Origin of the sequence: Curtobacterium sp. MMLR14_006, from assembly GCF_001864985.1 — a bacterium.
In the GTDB taxonomy this organism is placed as follows: domain Bacteria; phylum Actinomycetota; class Actinomycetes; order Actinomycetales; family Microbacteriaceae; genus Curtobacterium.
This window is the reverse complement of sequence record NZ_MJGU01000012.1, coordinates 537,440-552,340: the sequence shown is the minus strand read 5'-3', so window position 1 is coordinate 552,340 and position 14,901 is coordinate 537,440. Positions and strand designations below refer to the sequence as shown.

Below are 14,901 nucleotides of genomic sequence, written 5' to 3'. Positions count from 1 at the left end.
GCGCGCGTCCGCGCCCAGCGGAACGCCCCCGGTAGACTCGTCGCCCGTGACCGAGCATCCTCCTGCCCCCGTCCTGCCCGCAGCCGTCCTGTGGGACATGGACGGCACGATCGTCGACACCGAGCCGATCTGGCAGCGGTCCCAGGTCGAGCTCACCGGGCGCTACGGCGTCGAGTGGACCCACGCCGAGGGCCTCGCCCTGGTCGGCAGCGGTCTCGAACGCTCCGGCGAGATCCTGCGCGACAAGGGCGTCGACATGGAGGTCGAGGAGATCGTCGAGTGGATGACCGACTACGTGATGGAGCGCCTGCGCGGCGGCGAACTGCCGTGGCGCCCGGGTGCCCGTGAGCTCGTCGAGGAGCTGCACGCCCGCGGCATCCCGACCGCCCTCGTCACGATGTCCCGTCGCAAGATGGCCCTCGTCACCGCAGAGGCACTCGGCGAGCGCGGCTTCCGGGTCGTGGTCGCCGGCGACGACGTCGACCGCCCGAAGCCCCACCCGGACGCCTACCTGTCCGCCGCAGCGCAGCTCGGCGTCGAGCCGACCGCGTGCGTCGCGATCGAGGACTCCGCCACCGGCGTCGCCTCGGCCGTCGCCTCCGGCGCCGTCACGGTCGCCGTCGAGCACATCGTCCCGCTCTCCGAGATCGGCGGCGGCGACGTGCACCTCACCTCGCTCGCCGGCGTCGACGTGGACCGTCTGGTCGAGTTGACGACGCCGGCCCTGACCGCACGGGGCGGATCGACGGGAGGCGCGGTGCCGGACCCGGCGCACGCTGCGGACACCGAGGAGGTCGCCCGATGAGCCACGCCGACGACGCACGCGACGGGGCGGACGCGAGCCGTGCCTCCAGTCCGGCCACAGAACCGACCACGGACCCGACCGCAGCGCTCCCGCACACCGCGGGCGGCGCCCCGCACACGCCGCCGCGCGGCCCGTTCCGGGCCGGCGACCGCGTGCAGCTCACCGGTCCGAAGGGCAAGCTCACGACGCTGTCGCTCGAGACCGCGGGGGAGTACCACACGCACCGCGGCGTGCTCCGGCACGACGACGTCATCGGGCAGCCCGACGGCTCCGTCATCCGGGCGAGCACCGGCGACGAGTACCTGGCGCTGCGGCCGCTGCTCAACGACTACGTCATGTCGATGCCGCGCGGCGCCGCGATCGTCTACCCGAAGGACGCGGCGCAGATCGTGGCCTTCGCGGACGTCTTCCCTGGCGCCCGCGTGGTCGAGGCCGGTGTCGGTTCCGGCGCCCTGTCGTTGTTCCTGCTCCGGGCGATCGGCCCGACCGGTCGGCTGCAGTCGTTCGAGCGCCGCGAGGAGTTCGCGGCGATCGCGAAGGGCAACGTCGGCACCTTCCTCGGTGCCGTGCCGGACAACTGGTCGGTGACCGTCGGCGACCTCGTCGAGGAGCTGCCCGACGCCGTCGAGGAGCAGAGCGTCGACCGCGTCGTGCTCGACATGCTCGCCCCGTGGGAGTGCGTCGACGCCGCTGCGGACGCCCTCGTGCCCGGCGGCCTCATCGTCTGCTACGTCGCGACCGTCACCCAGCTGTCGCGCACCGCCGAGGCTCTGCGCGACACCGGCCGCTTCACCGACCCGATGCCGAGCGAGACCCTGGTGCGCACCTGGCACGTCGAGGGCCTCGCGGTCCGGCCGGACCACCGGATGGTCGGGCACACCGGCTTCCTCGTCACGGCGCGTCGCCTGGCGGACGGCACCGTGCTGCCGAACCTGAAGCGCCGCGCGGGCAAGGCCGAGTTCTCCGACGAGGACGTCGAGGCCTGGACCCCCGGCGCGGTCGGCGAGCGGGCGACGAGCGACAAGAAGCTCCGCAAGGTCGCACGGCAGTCGGCAGCGCAGGCGCGGAAGGTGGCTGCGGCCGAGGCTGCCTCGGGTGCGGCCCCCGCCGGAGTGGCCCCCGCCGGTGCGGTGTCGTCCGGTGCGGACTCGTCCGGCGCGGTCTCGTCAGGCGCGGTCTCGTCCGGAGCCGACGAGGACGAACGGTAGGCTGACGGCGTGCCCGTCCTGCATCGAACGGAAAGAGGGTCCGTGCGCACCATCCCCGCACTCCTGGTCACCATCGGTCTCGCGGTGTCGCTGACGGCGTGCGCCTCGAACGGCGCCGGTACCACCCCCTCGAGCTGTGCCGCTCCCGGCGACGCCTCCGCGGCCGTGACGGCGACGGGCGCGTTCGGCAAGGAGCCGAAGGTGTCGATCCCGAACGGCCTCACCACGAAGGGCACGCAGGTGTCCGTCCTCCGCCACGGCGACGGCCGCCAGGTCGACGAGGGCACCCCGGTGCAGATCGCGTACACGATCCTCGACGGCAAGAACGGCGAGGTCGCCTCGACGAGCGGCTACACGAACCAGGTGGCACCGATCACCGCGGGTGCGAGCACGTACGGCGCGCTCGGCGAGGCCGTCGAGTGCGCGCACGTCGGTGACCGGCTCGCCGTCGCGCTGCCGAAGAGCGCGGTGAACAACCCGGCGAACGGTGCCCCGGCGACGTCGACCGGCAAGGCGGAGTCCGCCGCGATCGCCGTCATCGACGTGCAGCGCGCCTTCGACGCCCGCGCGACCGGCACCCCGCAGCTCGCCGGTGACCGCATGCCGGCCGTCGTCCTCGCCCCCTCGGGCGCCCCGGGCGTGACGATCCCGTCGTGGGACGCCCCGACCTCGGACGAGGTCCACCTGCTGCGCAAGGGCTCGGGCAAGGTGCTCACCGAGCAGGACAACGCGGTGATCAAGGCCCTGGTCGTCCCGTGGACCGTCGGCGCCGACGCCACGGGCTCGAGCTGGACCGGCGGCGCGGGTGCCCAGGTCGTCTCGCTCGCCAAGGGCCAGCTCAACCCCGAGGGCGTCCGGAAGGCCCTCGTCGGCCACCGTGTCGGCGACCAGGTCCTGGCCGTCGTGCACGAGCAGGGCGCCGTCGACGTGTACGTCATCGACCTGCTCGGATCGCTGTCGAACTGACCCGTCCACACCGTCCACCGACCGCGGCGCGGGTGCACTCCGGTGCACCCGCGCTGCCGTAGGATCGGCTCGTGCCAGCGACCCGTGTGCCCCGTGTGCCCGCCGAGGAGCGGCTGTTCAGCCTCGTGCTCGCGCTGCTCTCGACGGAGTCGGGGCTGACCAAGGGCGAGATCCTGGCGAACGTGCAGGGCTACCGGCAGCGCTTCACCGCCGGCGGCGACAACGCCTCGCTCGAGCGCCAGTTCGAGCGCGACAAGGACGACGTCCGCGAGCTCGGCATCCCGCTCGAGACGATCGAGACCCCCGGCGCGGCGGGCAACAACCAGACGCTGCGCTACCGGATCCCGAAGGGCGAGTACGACCTGCCCGTCGACGTCCGCTTCACCCCCGACGAGTCGGCACTGCTGTCGCTCGCGGCGATGGCGTGGCGCGAGGGCGCACTCTCCGCCGACTCGCGGCGCGGGCTGCTCAAGGTGCGGTCGGCCGGTGCCGAGGACGACGACGGCGCACTCCAGCTCGGCGTCGACGCCTACGCGCCCCGGCTCCGCGCCCGCGACGCCGCGTTCGAACCGCTGCGCTCCGCACTCGACCGCGCCGCGGCCGTCCGCTTCGACTACATCACCCCCGGCCAGCACGCCGCACGCCGGCGCGACGTCGCGCCGCTCGCCCTCGTGCAGCACGGCGGCCGCTGGATGCTCGCGGCGCACGAGTTCGCGACCGACTCGGACAAGAACTACCTGCTCTCGCGGATCGTCGGGCCCGTCTCCCAGTACGCCGTCGGGCAGCACACCGCCCCGGCCGGCGCGGCGGAGCGAACCCTCGCCGGGCTCGAGCGCATCTGGGCGACCCGCACGGCGCGGATCGCGGTGATCCCCGGGTCGGACGCCGAACGCCGCCTCACCCGACGACGGGACACCGAGACCGACGCGGACGGCTCGCTCGTGCTCCACCACGTCGACCCGCAGATCCTCGCCGAGGAGCTCGCCGCCTTCGGGCCCGAGGTCCGGGTGCTCGAACCCGACGACCTGCGCGCACGCGTGCTCGACCGGCTCCGCGCCCTCGTCGACGACCACGCGACCCCCGATGCCGGAGAGGAACCCGCCCGTGGCTGACGCCCAGCCCCTGCAGGCGCAGGACAAGCTCGCGTTCCTGCTGTCCCTCGTGCCGTACCTGATCGACCGCGAGCGTGTCTCCGTCGCCGAGGCCGCCCGCCACTTCGGGGTGCCCGAGTCCCGCATCCGCCGTGCGGTCGAGCTCATCGCGGTGTCCGGCGTGCCCGGCGAGACGATGCAGTACCAGCACGGCGACCTGTTCGACATCGCCTGGGACGACTTCGACCAGAACGACATGATCGTGCTGACGAACCTCGTCGCGATCGACGACTCGCCGCGGCTCTCCGCCCGCGAGGCCTCCGCCCTCATCGCCGGCCTGCAGTACCTCTCCGCCCTGCCCGAGGCCGCCGACCGCGACGCCATCCGCGCCCTGATGGCCAAGCTGTCCCGCGGTGCCGGCGGAGCCACGTCGACCGTCGCCGTCGGCCAGGACCTGCACGACGTCGCCCTCGCCACCATCCGACGGGCGATGGCCGACGGCCGTGGGCTCTCGTTCGAGTACGTCGGACCGCGCTCCCGCGGCGGCACCCGCCGCGTGGACCCGCTCCGGGTCGAGTCCATCGACACCGACTGGTACCTCCGCGCGTGGGACCTCGACCGCCAGGCGCTCCGCACCTTCCGGCTCGACCGGATGTCCGCCGTGCAGGTCGACGACCGTGCGGTCGAGAAGACCGTCGACCAGGTCGTCATGCCGGACACGCTCTTCCAGCAGTCCGCCGAGGACGTCATCGTGACGGTCGAGCTCGACTCGTCCTCGCTGCCCCTGGTGGCGGACTTCCTCGCCGACACCGCGGACGCCCCCGACGCCGACGGCCGGGTCCGCATCCGCCTCGCGGCGTCGCACGGGTTCGACGGGGTGGTGCGGCTCGTGGCGGGGCTGCCCGGCCGCGCGGTGGTCCTCGACCCGCCGGCCGCCCGCGCCGCCGTGCGCGACTTCGCGGCCGCAGCGCTCGACGCGGGCTGAGGTTCTGGCTTCTCGGGACAGTTTCGCGCGTTGAAGGTCGTTCCGCGCGTAGGAAGCAGTTCCGCGCGTAGGAGGTCTTGAGTTCCTGCTCACCACGCGCGATTCCGCTTCCCACTGCGCGCGCGATGGGAAGGACCGTCGGGCCGCGCGGCACTCGTGGTCTCGAACACCGGTGCCGCCAGGCGCGGGGCTGCTCGCCGCGGGTGGTCGTTCCGCGCGTAGGGAGCAGTTCCGCGCGTAGGAGGTCCCGAGTTCCTGCCCACCACGCGCGATTCCGCTTCCCACTTCACGTGCGATGGGAAGGAATTCCGGGCCCGGTGCCGAAGCGGCTCCTGCCCACCAGACACGAAACTTCCCTCCACGCGCGAAACAGCACACCTCGCGCGGAACAGCACACCACCGCACCACCGCACCACCGCACACCCGCACGCCGGCACACCGCACACCCGCGCACGCCCGCCCCGCCGAGGGTCCCGTGTGCGTTCCCACCGAGCGCGCCGGACTGTCGGTCCCGACACCGTAAGATCGACGCATGGCTTCGACGACCGCGCGCGGGCGAGCGAAGCGGCAGGGGCGCCAGCAGACCGACGCCGAAGGCCGCATGTCGCTCGGGCAGCACCTCATCGAGCTGCGCAACCGGCTGTTCCGCGCCGTCGTCGCAGTGGTCGCCGCCGCGATCGGTGGGTGGTTCCTCACGCCGTTCGTCCTCGACGCGCTGCGGGCCCCGGTCACCCAGCTGGCCGAGGTCGGCGGGCACACGGCCGAGCTGAACTTCCCGATGATCACCGGGGCGTTCGACCTGCGGTTGCAGATCGCGATCACGATCGGTGTCGTCATCTCGAGCCCGGTGTGGCTGTACCAGATCTGGGCGTTCATCGTGCCGGCACTGGTCCGGCGCGAGAAGCAGTACGTGTGGGGCTTCCTCGGCACCGCGATCCCGCTGTTCTTCGGCGGGTGCTTCTTCGGGTGGTACATCCTGCCGCACGTGGTCACCATCCTCGGCAGCTTCGTGTCGACGCAGGACACCTCGATCGTCGACGCGAAGGCCTACTACGACTTCGTCATCAAGCTCATCGTGGCGGTCGGCATCGCGTTCGTACTGCCGCTCTTCCTCGTCCTGCTCAACTTCGTCGGGGTGCTCAGCGCGAAGGCCATCCTGAAGTCGTGGCGCATCGCGATCATCTGCATCCTGGTGTTCTGCGCGATCGTCACGCCGAGCGCCGACCTCATCTCGATGTTCCTGCTGGCGATCCCGATGACGGTGCTGTACCTCGCCGCGTGTGCCATCACGTGGATCCACGACCGTCGGCTCGCGAAGCGGCAGGCCAAGCTCGACGAGGAGTACGGCCTGTGACCGCCGCCGAGCTCAGCGCCGCCGAGCGCTTCGCTGCGGCGAAGGTGCGCAACCGGTCCCGCAACCTCGAACTGTTCCGCTCCGACCTGCGGTTCGACCTCGACCCGTTCCAGTTCGCCGCCTGCGACTCGCTCGACCAGGGCCGGAGCGTGCTGGTGGCCGCGCCGACCGGTGCGGGCAAGACCATCGTCGCCGAGTTCGCCATCTGGCTCGCGATGCGGCAGCCGACGGCGAAGGTGTTCTACACGACGCCGATGAAGGCGCTGAGCAACCAGAAGTACGCCGAGCTCGTCGAGGAGTACGGCGAGACCGAGGTCGGGCTGCTCACCGGTGACACGAACGTCAACCCGCGGGCCCGCGTCGTGGTGATGACCACCGAGGTCCTCCGCAACATGATCTACGCGGACTCCGACCTGCTCGACGACCTGGCGTGGGTGGTCCTCGACGAGGTCCACTACCTGGCCGACCGGTTCCGCGGTGCGGTGTGGGAAGAGGTGATCCTGCACCTGCCGACCGAGGTCCGGCTCGTCTCGCTCAGCGCGACGGTGTCCAACGCCGAGGAGTTCGGCGACTGGCTGCAGACCGTCCGCGGCGAGACCGACGTGATCGTGTCCGAGGACCGTCCGGTACCGCTCGAGCAGCACGTGCTCGTGGGGTCGAAGATGGTCGACCTGTTCGACTCGAGCGGCGCCGCGGCGACGAACCGGGTGAACCCGGAGCTGCTCCGGCTGGTCGGCGGTGCCTCGCGCAGCGAGCGGCACGGCGGCGGTCACCGCGGGGGCCGGGGCCGCGGCGGCTACCACGACCGCCGTGGGCCGCGGACCGAGAAGCTGCACCGCGAGCGCATCGCGCACATGCTCGACGAGCGGATGCTGCTGCCCGCGATCTTCTTCGTGTTCAGTCGCGCCGGGTGCGACCAGGGCGTCCGGAACGTCCTGCGCTCCGGGCTGTCGCTCACCACACTGCCGGAGCGCAACGAGATCCGCGAGACCGCGGAGTACCACTGCCGCACCCTGCCCGACGAGGACCTCGCCGTCCTCGGCTACTGGGAGTTCCTCGAGGGGCTCGAGCGTGGGGTCGCCGCGCACCACGCCGGCATGCTCCCCGCGTTCAAGGAGGTCGTCGAGAACCTCTTCCAGCGCAAGCTGCTCAAGGTCGTCTTCGCCACCGAGACCCTGGCGCTCGGCGTGAACATGCCGGCCCGCACGGTCGTGCTCGAGAAGCTCGAGAAGTTCAACGGCGAGGCCCGGGTGCCGATCACGCCGGGGGAGTACACCCAGCTCACCGGTCGCGCCGGCCGCCGCGGCATCGACGTCGAGGGGCACTCGGTCATCCAGTGGACCGACGGGCTCGACCCGCAGGCCGTCGCCTCGCTCGCCAGCCGGCGGACCTACCCGCTCAACTCGTCGTTCAAGCCGACCTACAACATGGCCGTCAACCTGATCGACCAGTTCGGACGGCAGCGCACGCGCGAGGTCCTCGAGACCTCGTTCGCGCAGTTCCAGGCCGACCGGTCCGTGGTGGACCTGGCCCGCAAGGTGCGGTCGCAGCAGGAGTCGCTCGAGGGCTACCGCGAGGCGATGCAGTGCCACCTCGGCGACTTCACCGAGTACGCGGCGCTCCGTCGCGAACTCTCCGACCTCGAGCGCTCGAACGTGCCCGGTGGGCGCGAGGCCTCGCACGGTGCGCGCCAGGAACGGCAGGCCGCGATCACCGAGGTCCGCCGCAAGATGCAGCGGCACCCCTGCCATGCCTGCCCCGACCGCGAGGCGCACGCCCGGTGGGCCGAGCGCTGGTGGAAGCTCAAGCGCGTCAACGACAAGCTGGTCCAGCAGATCCGGTCCCGCACCGGTGCCGTGGCGACCACGTTCGACCGGGTCACCGACGTGCTCCTGCAGCTCGGGTACCTGGTCGACGCCGGCAACGGCGAGGCCACGGTCGCCGCGGGCGGCCGTCGGCTGCAGCGCATCTACGGTGACCGCGACCTGCTCGTCGCCGAGTGCCTCGAGGCGGGGGTCTGGAAGGACCTCACGCCGGCGCAGCTCGCCGCGATGGCCGCCACGATCATCTACCAGCCCCGTCGCGACAACGCCCCCGGTACCGAGCACGCCCTGCCGCGTGGTGCCTTCCGTCCGGCGCTCGACGAGACCCTGACGATCTGGTCGCGCCTCGACGACATCGAGCGCGACGCCCGCCTGGCGGGCTCGCAGCCGCCCACCCCGGCGATGGCGGTCGGCATGTTCCGCTGGGCGTCCGGCTCGGCCCTCGACGACGTCCTGCGCACCCTCGACCTGCCCGCCGGTGACTTCGTCCGCTGGTCGAAGCAGGTCATCGACCTGCTCGACCAGATCCGGAACGCCGGTGACGACGACCTCGCCCAGACCGCCCGACGTGCGACCGACGCGGTGCGCCGCGGCATCGTCGCCTACGCAGCGGTCTGACGGGAGGCACGGTGCGGGTTCCGGAGACCGGTGTGCGCGGGGTGCGCGCTCGCCTCGGCCGCGGGGCGGTCGCGGACGGTCCGTTCGCCGCGCTGCCGCTCGCTTCGGCGCTGCCGCTCGCGGTCATCGGTGGGCTGCTGTTCGCGCTGTCGTTCCCGTCGCCGGGCTGGTGGTTCCTCACCTACCCGGCGCTCGCCTGCCTGCTGCTCGCGGCGATGGGCCAGCCTGCCCGCCGGGCCGCCTGGCTCGGGTACGTCGCCGGCGCCGCGTTCTTCGTCCCCGCGATCTCGTGGGCCGGGCGGTACCTGGGGCCGGTCCCGTGGCTCGCGCTGGCGCTGTTCGAGGCGGCGTTCTTCGCCCTCGGCATCGTGGCCATCGCCCTCGCGTACCGGTGGGTCGCCCGCGTGGTGACCTCGTCCGCCGGGCGTGTGTGGGGCCTCCCGGCCGTCGTCGCCGCACTGTGGACCGGACGCGAGTGGTTCTCGGGGAGCTGGCCGTACGGCGGTTTCGCGTGGGGTCGGGTCGGACTGTCGCAGTCGCAGGGTCCCTTCACGCACCTCGCCGCCTGGGTCGGGATCCTCGGGTTGAGCTTCGTCGTGGTGTACTGCGTCGCCGTCGTGGTGTCGCTCGCCCTCGTCGTGCCGCGGACGCCCGGGGTGCGGGTGCGCGTGCCGGTGCGGGTGGCCACGGCCGGGCTGCTGGTCGCGGCCGTCCTCGCGGTGCCGGCCTGGCCCGCGACGACCGACGGCACCATCCGGGTCGAGGCCGTGCAGGGGAACGGGCCGGCCGGGTACTTCGACCGCGCGGAGCCGGGCGACGTGCTGGCGTCGCAGGTGGCCGCCACGGACATCGAGGCCCGGGGCGTCGACGTCGTCGTCTGGCCCGAGGCGTCCGCCGAGTACGACCCGCGGCGGGAGCGGGTCATCGCGTCGGCGCTCGACTCGGTGGTCGACTCCGTCGGTGCGCCGATCGTCGCCGGTGCGATCACCCAGACGTCCTCGGGGGTGCTGCACAACACCTCGTTCGTGTGGACCGCCGACGGTTGGCAGTCGTCCTACGACAAGAAGCGTCCGGTGCCGTTCGGCGAGTACGTGCCGGACCGGTGGTTCTTCTCGAAGCTCGCGCCCTCGCTGATCGGGCTGCTGCAGCGTGACTACACCCCGGGGACGAAGCCGAACGTGCTGTCCGTCGCCGGTGTCCGTGCGGGCATCGCGATCTGCTTCGACGTCGTCGACGACGGGCTCGCCACGGACATGGTGCGCGGGGGAGCGCAGGTGATCTTCGCGCAGACGAACAACGCGGACTTCTCCGGGACGGACGAGAACCTGCAGCAGCTCGAGATCGCCCGCATGCGCGCGGTCGAGACCGGTCGCTCGCTCGTCAACATCTCGACCGTCGGTGCCTCGCAGGTCATCGACCCGACCGGTCGCACCATCGACCGGGTCCCCGCGTACACCGCGACGTCGATGATCACCGACGTGCCCCTCGGTACCTCGACGACGCCGGCGTCGCTCGCGTCGGGTTCGATCGCGTTGCTGCTCTCACTCGGCGGGCTGCTCGTCCTGCTCGCCTGCGCCCCGTGGGGTCGCCGCCTCCGCCACTGAACCGATCGGTGCCGGGGCCGTCGCCGCGCCCACCCACTGGGAACGGACTGTGAATGCGCCGGGTCGGGAACGACCCCGCGTGGGACAGTGTTGTGGAGGGGTAGACGAGCGAGAGGAGCACACACATGGCTGATCGGAGTCTCCGCGGCATGCGGCTCGGGAGTCAGAGCCTCCAGAGCGAAGAGGGCGTCGAGCTCTCGGATCGCAAGCGCGCGGTCTACCAGACGGAATCGGGGGAGACGTTCGACATCGTCTTCTCCGCCGACGCGGACGTCCCGCAGAGCTGGTCGGAGCCGCGCTCCGGTCGCGAGGGCCGGCTGCTCGGTGACGACGGCATCCCCGTCGAGGTCGCCGCAGAGGACGTCAAGGCACCTCGTACCCACTGGGACATGCTGCTCGAACGGCGTTCGCGCGAGGAACTCGAGGAGCTCCTCGAGGAGCGGTTGCAGTTCCTCCGCGCCCGACGCGGCGCCTGACCACACCACACGACGACGCCCGCCCCGGTTCGACCGGGGCGGGCGTCCTCGTTCGTGCACGGGGTCAGCGGCGACCGGACCCGTCGCTGGTGCGGTGACCGGAGGCATCATCGGACGAGCTGTCCGCGGTGCCCGGGGCGTCGGCGGGCTTGTCGAGCGTCACGTCGGTCTGCTGGGCGGTCGCGTCGTCGGCGGCCGCCAGGTGCGCGTCGACGCTGCGGTTCGACTCGGCGAGCCGGGCGTCGAGGTCGGACTCGGGCACGATGTCCGCGGCCGTGGCGTCGGCCCGCGGCATGGCGGCGTCCGCGCTGGCTGCAGCCGTCGTGTTCGCCAGGCTCTCGTTCGCGAGCTTCGAGATGCGCGACAGGAAGTCGGAGCCACCCGCACCACCCGCAGCGGACCCGCCGCCGGTCCGACCGGTGCTGAAGCCCTTGGCGATGCCGGAGAGCGCCTCGGTGAACTCGCTCGGGATCATCCAGAGCTTGTTCGCGGTGCCCTCGGCGATCTTCGGCAGGGTCTGCAGGTACTGGTAGGACAGCAGCTTCTCGTCGGGGTCACCGGTGTGGATCGCCTCGAAGACGGTCGCGATCGCTTGGGCCTCACCCTCGGCGCGCAGGACCTGTGCCTTCGCGTCACCCTCGGCCGCGAGGATGGCGGCCTGCCGCTGGCCCTCGGCCTCGAGGATCTGCGACTGCTTCGTGCCTTCGGCCTGCAGGATCGCGGCACGACGGCTGCGCTCGGCACGGAGCTGCTGCTCCATGGCGTCCTGGATGGACACGGGTGGCTCGATCGCCTTGAGCTCGACACGACCGACGCGGATGCCCCACTTGCCGGTCGCCTCGTCGAGGACGACGCGCAGCTGGCCGTTGATGTTGTCGCGGCTCGTCAGGGCCTCTTCGAGGTTGAGGCCACCGACGACGTTGCGGAGCGTGGTGGTCGTGAGCTGCTCGACGGCACCGAGGTAGTTCGCGATCTCGTACGTCGCGGCGCGGGCGTCGGTCACCTGGAAGTACACGACGGTGTCGATGGAGACGACCAGGTTGTCCTCGGTGATCACCGGCTGCGGCGGGAACGAGACGACCTGCTCACGCATGTCGAGCAGCGGGCGGAGCCGGTCGATGAAGGGCACCAGGAGGTTCAACCCTGGGTTGAGAGTCTTGTGGTACTTGCCGAGTCGTTCGACGATGCCCGCGGTCGCCTGCGGCACGATGCGGATCGCGCGGGACAGGACGACGATCACGAAGATGACGACGACCAGGATGAGGACGAGCAGAGCGATCGTCCCGGCTGAGATGGTCACGAGGTGGCCCTTTCTCCGAGGCGGACGACGGCTGTCGACCCCTCGATCGACTCGACGACCACAGGGGTCCCGAGCGGCGGTGTGCGGTCGGTGGCGTCGGCGGCGATGCGGGCGCTCCAGGTCTCGCCGTTGGCCAGGCGGACCTGGCCGGGAGCGGACGCGGTGAAGGCCACGGCGACGGTGCCGGGGAGTCCGATGAGGCCGTCCACGTTCGTGCGGTGCGGGTCCGCACCACGACCGAGCGCGAGCAGCAGACGGGGGCGCACGAGCGAGAGCAGCACGAGCGCCAGCACGGCGGCGATGACGGCGGAGAGCCACCACGGGGCGCCGAGCAGCGCGGCCACGAGCCCGCCGGCGGCACCGGCCGCGAGCATGATGAAGATGAAGTCGAGCGTGAACACCTCGACCACCCCCAGCAGCAGTACGAGTCCGATCCAGACGGTGCTCTGGATCCAATCGATCCCGTTCACGCGATCTCCCTCCCTCGGTCGCGCGCAGCGGCTCGCAGCGTCGCGACGGCCGGTACAACTCCGTTCAACATATCAAGGTCGTCTGACAGCCGTGCGGGCCGTTGGTAGGCTCGGTGCGGCCGACCGCCGGAAACCCACCAGGAGAACACGACTGTGAGCAACCCCCTCGCCCCCGGATCCCTCGCCGACACGCGCGCCGTCGTCACCGGCTCGTCGCGTGGCATCGGTGCTGACACCGTCGGCTACCTGGCCGAGGCCGGCGCCAAGGTCGTCGTGAACTACCGCAACAAGGCGAAGCGCGCCGAGCAGATCGCGGAGAAGATCGTCGCCGACGGGGGATCGGCCCTCGCCGTGGGCGCGGACCTCACCGACCACGACTCGGTGCAGGGACTCGTCGACACGGTCGTCCGCGAGTGGGGCGGCATCGACCTGCTCGTCCTGAACGCCTCGGGCGGCATGGAGTCCGGGCTCGGCGAGGACTACGCGCTGCGCCTGAACCGCGACGCACAGGTCGACATGCTGCAGACCGCGGTGCCGCACATGCCCGCGGGGTCCCGCGTCGTGTTCGTCACGAGCCACCAGGCGCACTTCATCGAGACCGCCGAGACGATGGACGAGTACGTCCCGGTGGCGAAGAGCAAGCGCGCCGGCGAACTCGCCCTGCGCGAGCTCGTCCCGCAGCTCGAGGCCGCCGGCATCGAGTTCGTCGTCGTCTCCGGCGACATGATCGAGGGCACGATCACCGCGACGCTGCTCAACCGGCTCAACCCGGGTGCCATCGAAGGGCGCCGCGAAGAGGTCGGCAAGCTCTACAGCGTCTCCGAGTTCGCCGCCGAGATCGCCCTGGCCGCCGTCGAGCCGATCCCGGCCGACCACACGAAGCTCGTCGGTGACGTCAGCGGCTTCACCCGCTAGCGTCGGCGGATGACCGCGACGCCCGGCCTCCGCCGAACCTCACGCATCCTGCTCCTCGACCCGGCGGGCCGGGTGTTCCTGATGGACACCAACGCGCCGTCGTCGGACGGGTTCCACCGGTGGATCACGCCCGGTGGCGGCGTCGACCCGGGGGAGAGCCACCGGGACGCGGCGATCCGGGAGCTCCGCGAGGAGACCGGCATCGTCATCGACGAGCCGGGGGAGTCGGTCTGGTCGTGGGACTTCGCGGTGGACTGGGACCAGGCCGACCACGACCGGGGCCACTCCGAGTTCTACGTGGTGCACACCACGGGCTTCACGCTGTCCGACGCCGGGTGGACGGACGACGAGCGGGTCGACATCCTCGGGGCCCGGTGGTGGACCGCCGACGAGCTCGAGACGACGACGGAGCCGTTCGAGCCCGCAGAACTGCCGGAACTCGTGCGTCGACACGGCGGGACCTGAGCCAGGGGACAGGAAGTCCGTCCGAAACTGAACGTTCGCCGTGTTCGCGGTCTAGCCTGGTTGAGACGTCACCGATCGGCCGCCCAGTCGCTCCGGGCGTCCTGATCGAAGGAGTCTCATGTCCAGCAACGGCAACGCGCCCGTCCAGACGAACGCCATGGGGATCGCGTCCCTGGTGCTGGGAGTCGTCGGGGTCGCCGGCGGGTTCTTCCTCGCCATCATCGGCGTCCTCGCCGGCATCGTCGGTCTCGTGCTCGGGCTCGTCGCTCGGCGACGCTCCGGTGGCCGCGGGGTCGTCCTCGCCGGCATCATCCTGTCGGTGATCGCCATCGTCGTCGGGATCATCGGGTACGTGCTGGTGGCCGTCAACCCGCCGACGGTCTGACATCAGCGGGCCGCACGGCGGCCGAGGACGGACGATCGGGCCGCGCGAGCGACCCGGCCGTTCGTCGTGTTCCCGGCCGTTCGTCGTGTTCCTCGGCGTTGACGTTCCGCGGATGTCTCCAGGCGGGCGCGCGTAGCGTCCGGCACATGAGCTACAGCCAGCCTGACCCAGCCGAAGAGACCACGCAGAGCGAGACGCCCGAGCAGCCGGACACCGACCAGGACGACCTGCACGAGCAGGACGTCGAGTCGCCGTCGCTCGAGATCAAGTCCGAGGACGTCCCGACCGAACCGGCGGACTGACCGTCCCGCTCGGAACGAGACAGCACGACGATGGTCGAGTGGACGTGATCCACTCGACCATCGTCGTCCACCAGACACTTCCGGCCCGTTGGCGGAGCGCCGATAATGCATATTATGTCAACTCATGTTCGCCG

The 14,901-nt window shown here is 71.6% G+C and carries 15 protein-coding genes; 13 read left to right on the top strand and 2 right to left on the bottom strand.

The features are described from left to right. Window positions 1-46 precede the first annotated feature (46 nt). From BIU94_RS06185 to BIU94_RS06145, 9 genes are all read left to right on the top strand, one after another. The gene (locus BIU94_RS06185; protein WP_254784767.1) at window positions 47-805 is read left to right on the top strand and encodes an HAD family phosphatase; all 759 of its coding nucleotides are present in this window, start codon (window positions 47-49) and stop codon (window positions 803-805) included. Further along, window positions 802-2,013: a tRNA (adenine-N1)-methyltransferase gene (locus tag BIU94_RS06180; protein ID WP_071255463.1), complete on the top strand. Its 1,212-nt coding sequence runs from the start codon at window positions 802-804 to the stop codon at window positions 2,011-2,013. Before BIU94_RS06185 ends, BIU94_RS06180 begins: the two co-directional genes overlap by 4 nt. A gap of 42 nt (window positions 2,014-2,055) precedes the next feature. Next, window positions 2,056-2,979: a hypothetical protein gene (locus tag BIU94_RS06175; protein ID WP_071255460.1), complete on the top strand. Its 924-nt coding sequence runs from the start codon at window positions 2,056-2,058 to the stop codon at window positions 2,977-2,979. A gap of 71 nt (window positions 2,980-3,050) precedes the next feature. Beyond that, the gene (locus BIU94_RS06170) at window positions 3,051-4,091 is read left to right on the top strand and encodes a YafY family protein (RefSeq protein ID WP_071255451.1); all 1,041 of its coding nucleotides are present in this window, start codon (window positions 3,051-3,053) and stop codon (window positions 4,089-4,091) included. Then, on the top strand, window positions 4,084-5,055 hold the full coding sequence (locus BIU94_RS06165) for a YafY family protein (RefSeq protein ID WP_139196311.1): 972 nt from the start codon (window positions 4,084-4,086) through the stop codon (window positions 5,053-5,055). Before BIU94_RS06170 ends, BIU94_RS06165 begins: the two co-directional genes overlap by 8 nt. Window positions 5,056-5,656: 601 nt before the next feature. Next, complete coding sequence (gene tatC, locus BIU94_RS06160) at window positions 5,657-6,409, top strand: twin-arginine translocase subunit TatC (protein ID WP_071256367.1); 753 nt, start codon at window positions 5,657-5,659, stop codon at window positions 6,407-6,409. Beyond that, window positions 6,406-8,850 (top strand): RNA helicase, encoded by a 2,445-nt coding sequence (locus BIU94_RS06155; RefSeq protein WP_071255446.1) that lies wholly within the window; start codon window positions 6,406-6,408, stop codon window positions 8,848-8,850. The genes tatC and BIU94_RS06155 overlap by 4 nt, the downstream gene beginning before the upstream one ends. An 11-nt stretch (window positions 8,851-8,861) precedes the next feature. Then, window positions 8,862-10,454, top strand: coding sequence for an apolipoprotein N-acyltransferase (lnt, locus tag BIU94_RS06150; protein ID WP_254784766.1), 1,593 nt, complete (start codon window positions 8,862-8,864; stop codon window positions 10,452-10,454). Between the two features lie 125 nt (window positions 10,455-10,579). Beyond that, on the top strand, window positions 10,580-10,930 hold the full coding sequence (locus BIU94_RS06145) for an RNA polymerase-binding protein RbpA (protein ID WP_071255441.1): 351 nt from the start codon (window positions 10,580-10,582) through the stop codon (window positions 10,928-10,930). Window positions 10,931-10,994: 64 nt separating this feature from the next. Here BIU94_RS06145 and BIU94_RS06140 read toward each other — a convergent pair whose 3' ends face one another. After that, complete coding sequence (locus BIU94_RS06140) at window positions 10,995-12,230, bottom strand: SPFH domain-containing protein (RefSeq protein ID WP_071255438.1); 1,236 nt, start codon at window positions 12,228-12,230, stop codon at window positions 10,995-10,997. Then, window positions 12,227-12,700, bottom strand: a complete 474-nt coding sequence (locus BIU94_RS06135) for an NfeD family protein (RefSeq protein WP_071255435.1) — start codon at window positions 12,698-12,700, stop codon at window positions 12,227-12,229. Before BIU94_RS06135 ends, BIU94_RS06140 begins: the two co-directional genes overlap by 4 nt. Before the next feature lie 153 nt (window positions 12,701-12,853). Here BIU94_RS06135 and BIU94_RS06130 point away from each other — a divergent pair, with 153 nt between their 5' ends. The 4 genes from BIU94_RS06130 to BIU94_RS17750 all read left to right on the top strand — a co-directional run bounded on the left by BIU94_RS06130 (window position 12,854) and on the right by BIU94_RS17750 (window position 14,767). Then, the gene (locus BIU94_RS06130) at window positions 12,854-13,615 is read left to right on the top strand and encodes an SDR family oxidoreductase (RefSeq protein ID WP_071255432.1); all 762 of its coding nucleotides are present in this window, start codon (window positions 12,854-12,856) and stop codon (window positions 13,613-13,615) included. Between the two features lie 9 nt (window positions 13,616-13,624). Next, a complete protein-coding gene (locus BIU94_RS06125) occupies window positions 13,625-14,080 on the top strand; it encodes an NUDIX hydrolase (protein WP_071255429.1) in 456 nt (151 codons plus the stop codon). Between the two features lie 118 nt (window positions 14,081-14,198). Then, window positions 14,199-14,465 (top strand): hypothetical protein, encoded by a 267-nt coding sequence (locus BIU94_RS06120; protein WP_071255426.1) that lies wholly within the window; start codon window positions 14,199-14,201, stop codon window positions 14,463-14,465. Window positions 14,466-14,611: 146 nt separating this feature from the next. Continuing rightward, a complete protein-coding gene (locus BIU94_RS17750) occupies window positions 14,612-14,767 on the top strand; it encodes a hypothetical protein (protein WP_175472112.1) in 156 nt (51 codons plus the stop codon). The last annotated feature ends 134 nt before the right edge of the window (window positions 14,768-14,901 follow it).

Bases quoted from the DNA above. Each gene is read 5' to 3' on its own strand.
- BIU94_RS06120 (WP_071255426.1), top strand. From the start codon at position 14,199: ATGTCCAGCAACGGCAACGCGCCCGTCCAGACGAACGCCATGGGGATC.
- BIU94_RS06180 (WP_071255463.1), top strand. From the start codon at position 802: ATGAGCCACGCCGACGACGCACGCGACGGGGCGGACGCGAGCCGTGCC.
- tatC (WP_071256367.1), top strand. From the start codon at position 5,657: ATGTCGCTCGGGCAGCACCTCATCGAGCTGCGCAACCGGCTGTTCCGC.
- BIU94_RS06125 (WP_071255429.1), top strand. From the start codon at position 13,625: ATGACCGCGACGCCCGGCCTCCGCCGAACCTCACGCATCCTGCTCCTC.
- BIU94_RS17750 (WP_175472112.1), top strand. From the start codon at position 14,612: ATGAGCTACAGCCAGCCTGACCCAGCCGAAGAGACCACGCAGAGCGAG.
- BIU94_RS06145 (WP_071255441.1), top strand. From the start codon at position 10,580: ATGGCTGATCGGAGTCTCCGCGGCATGCGGCTCGGGAGTCAGAGCCTC.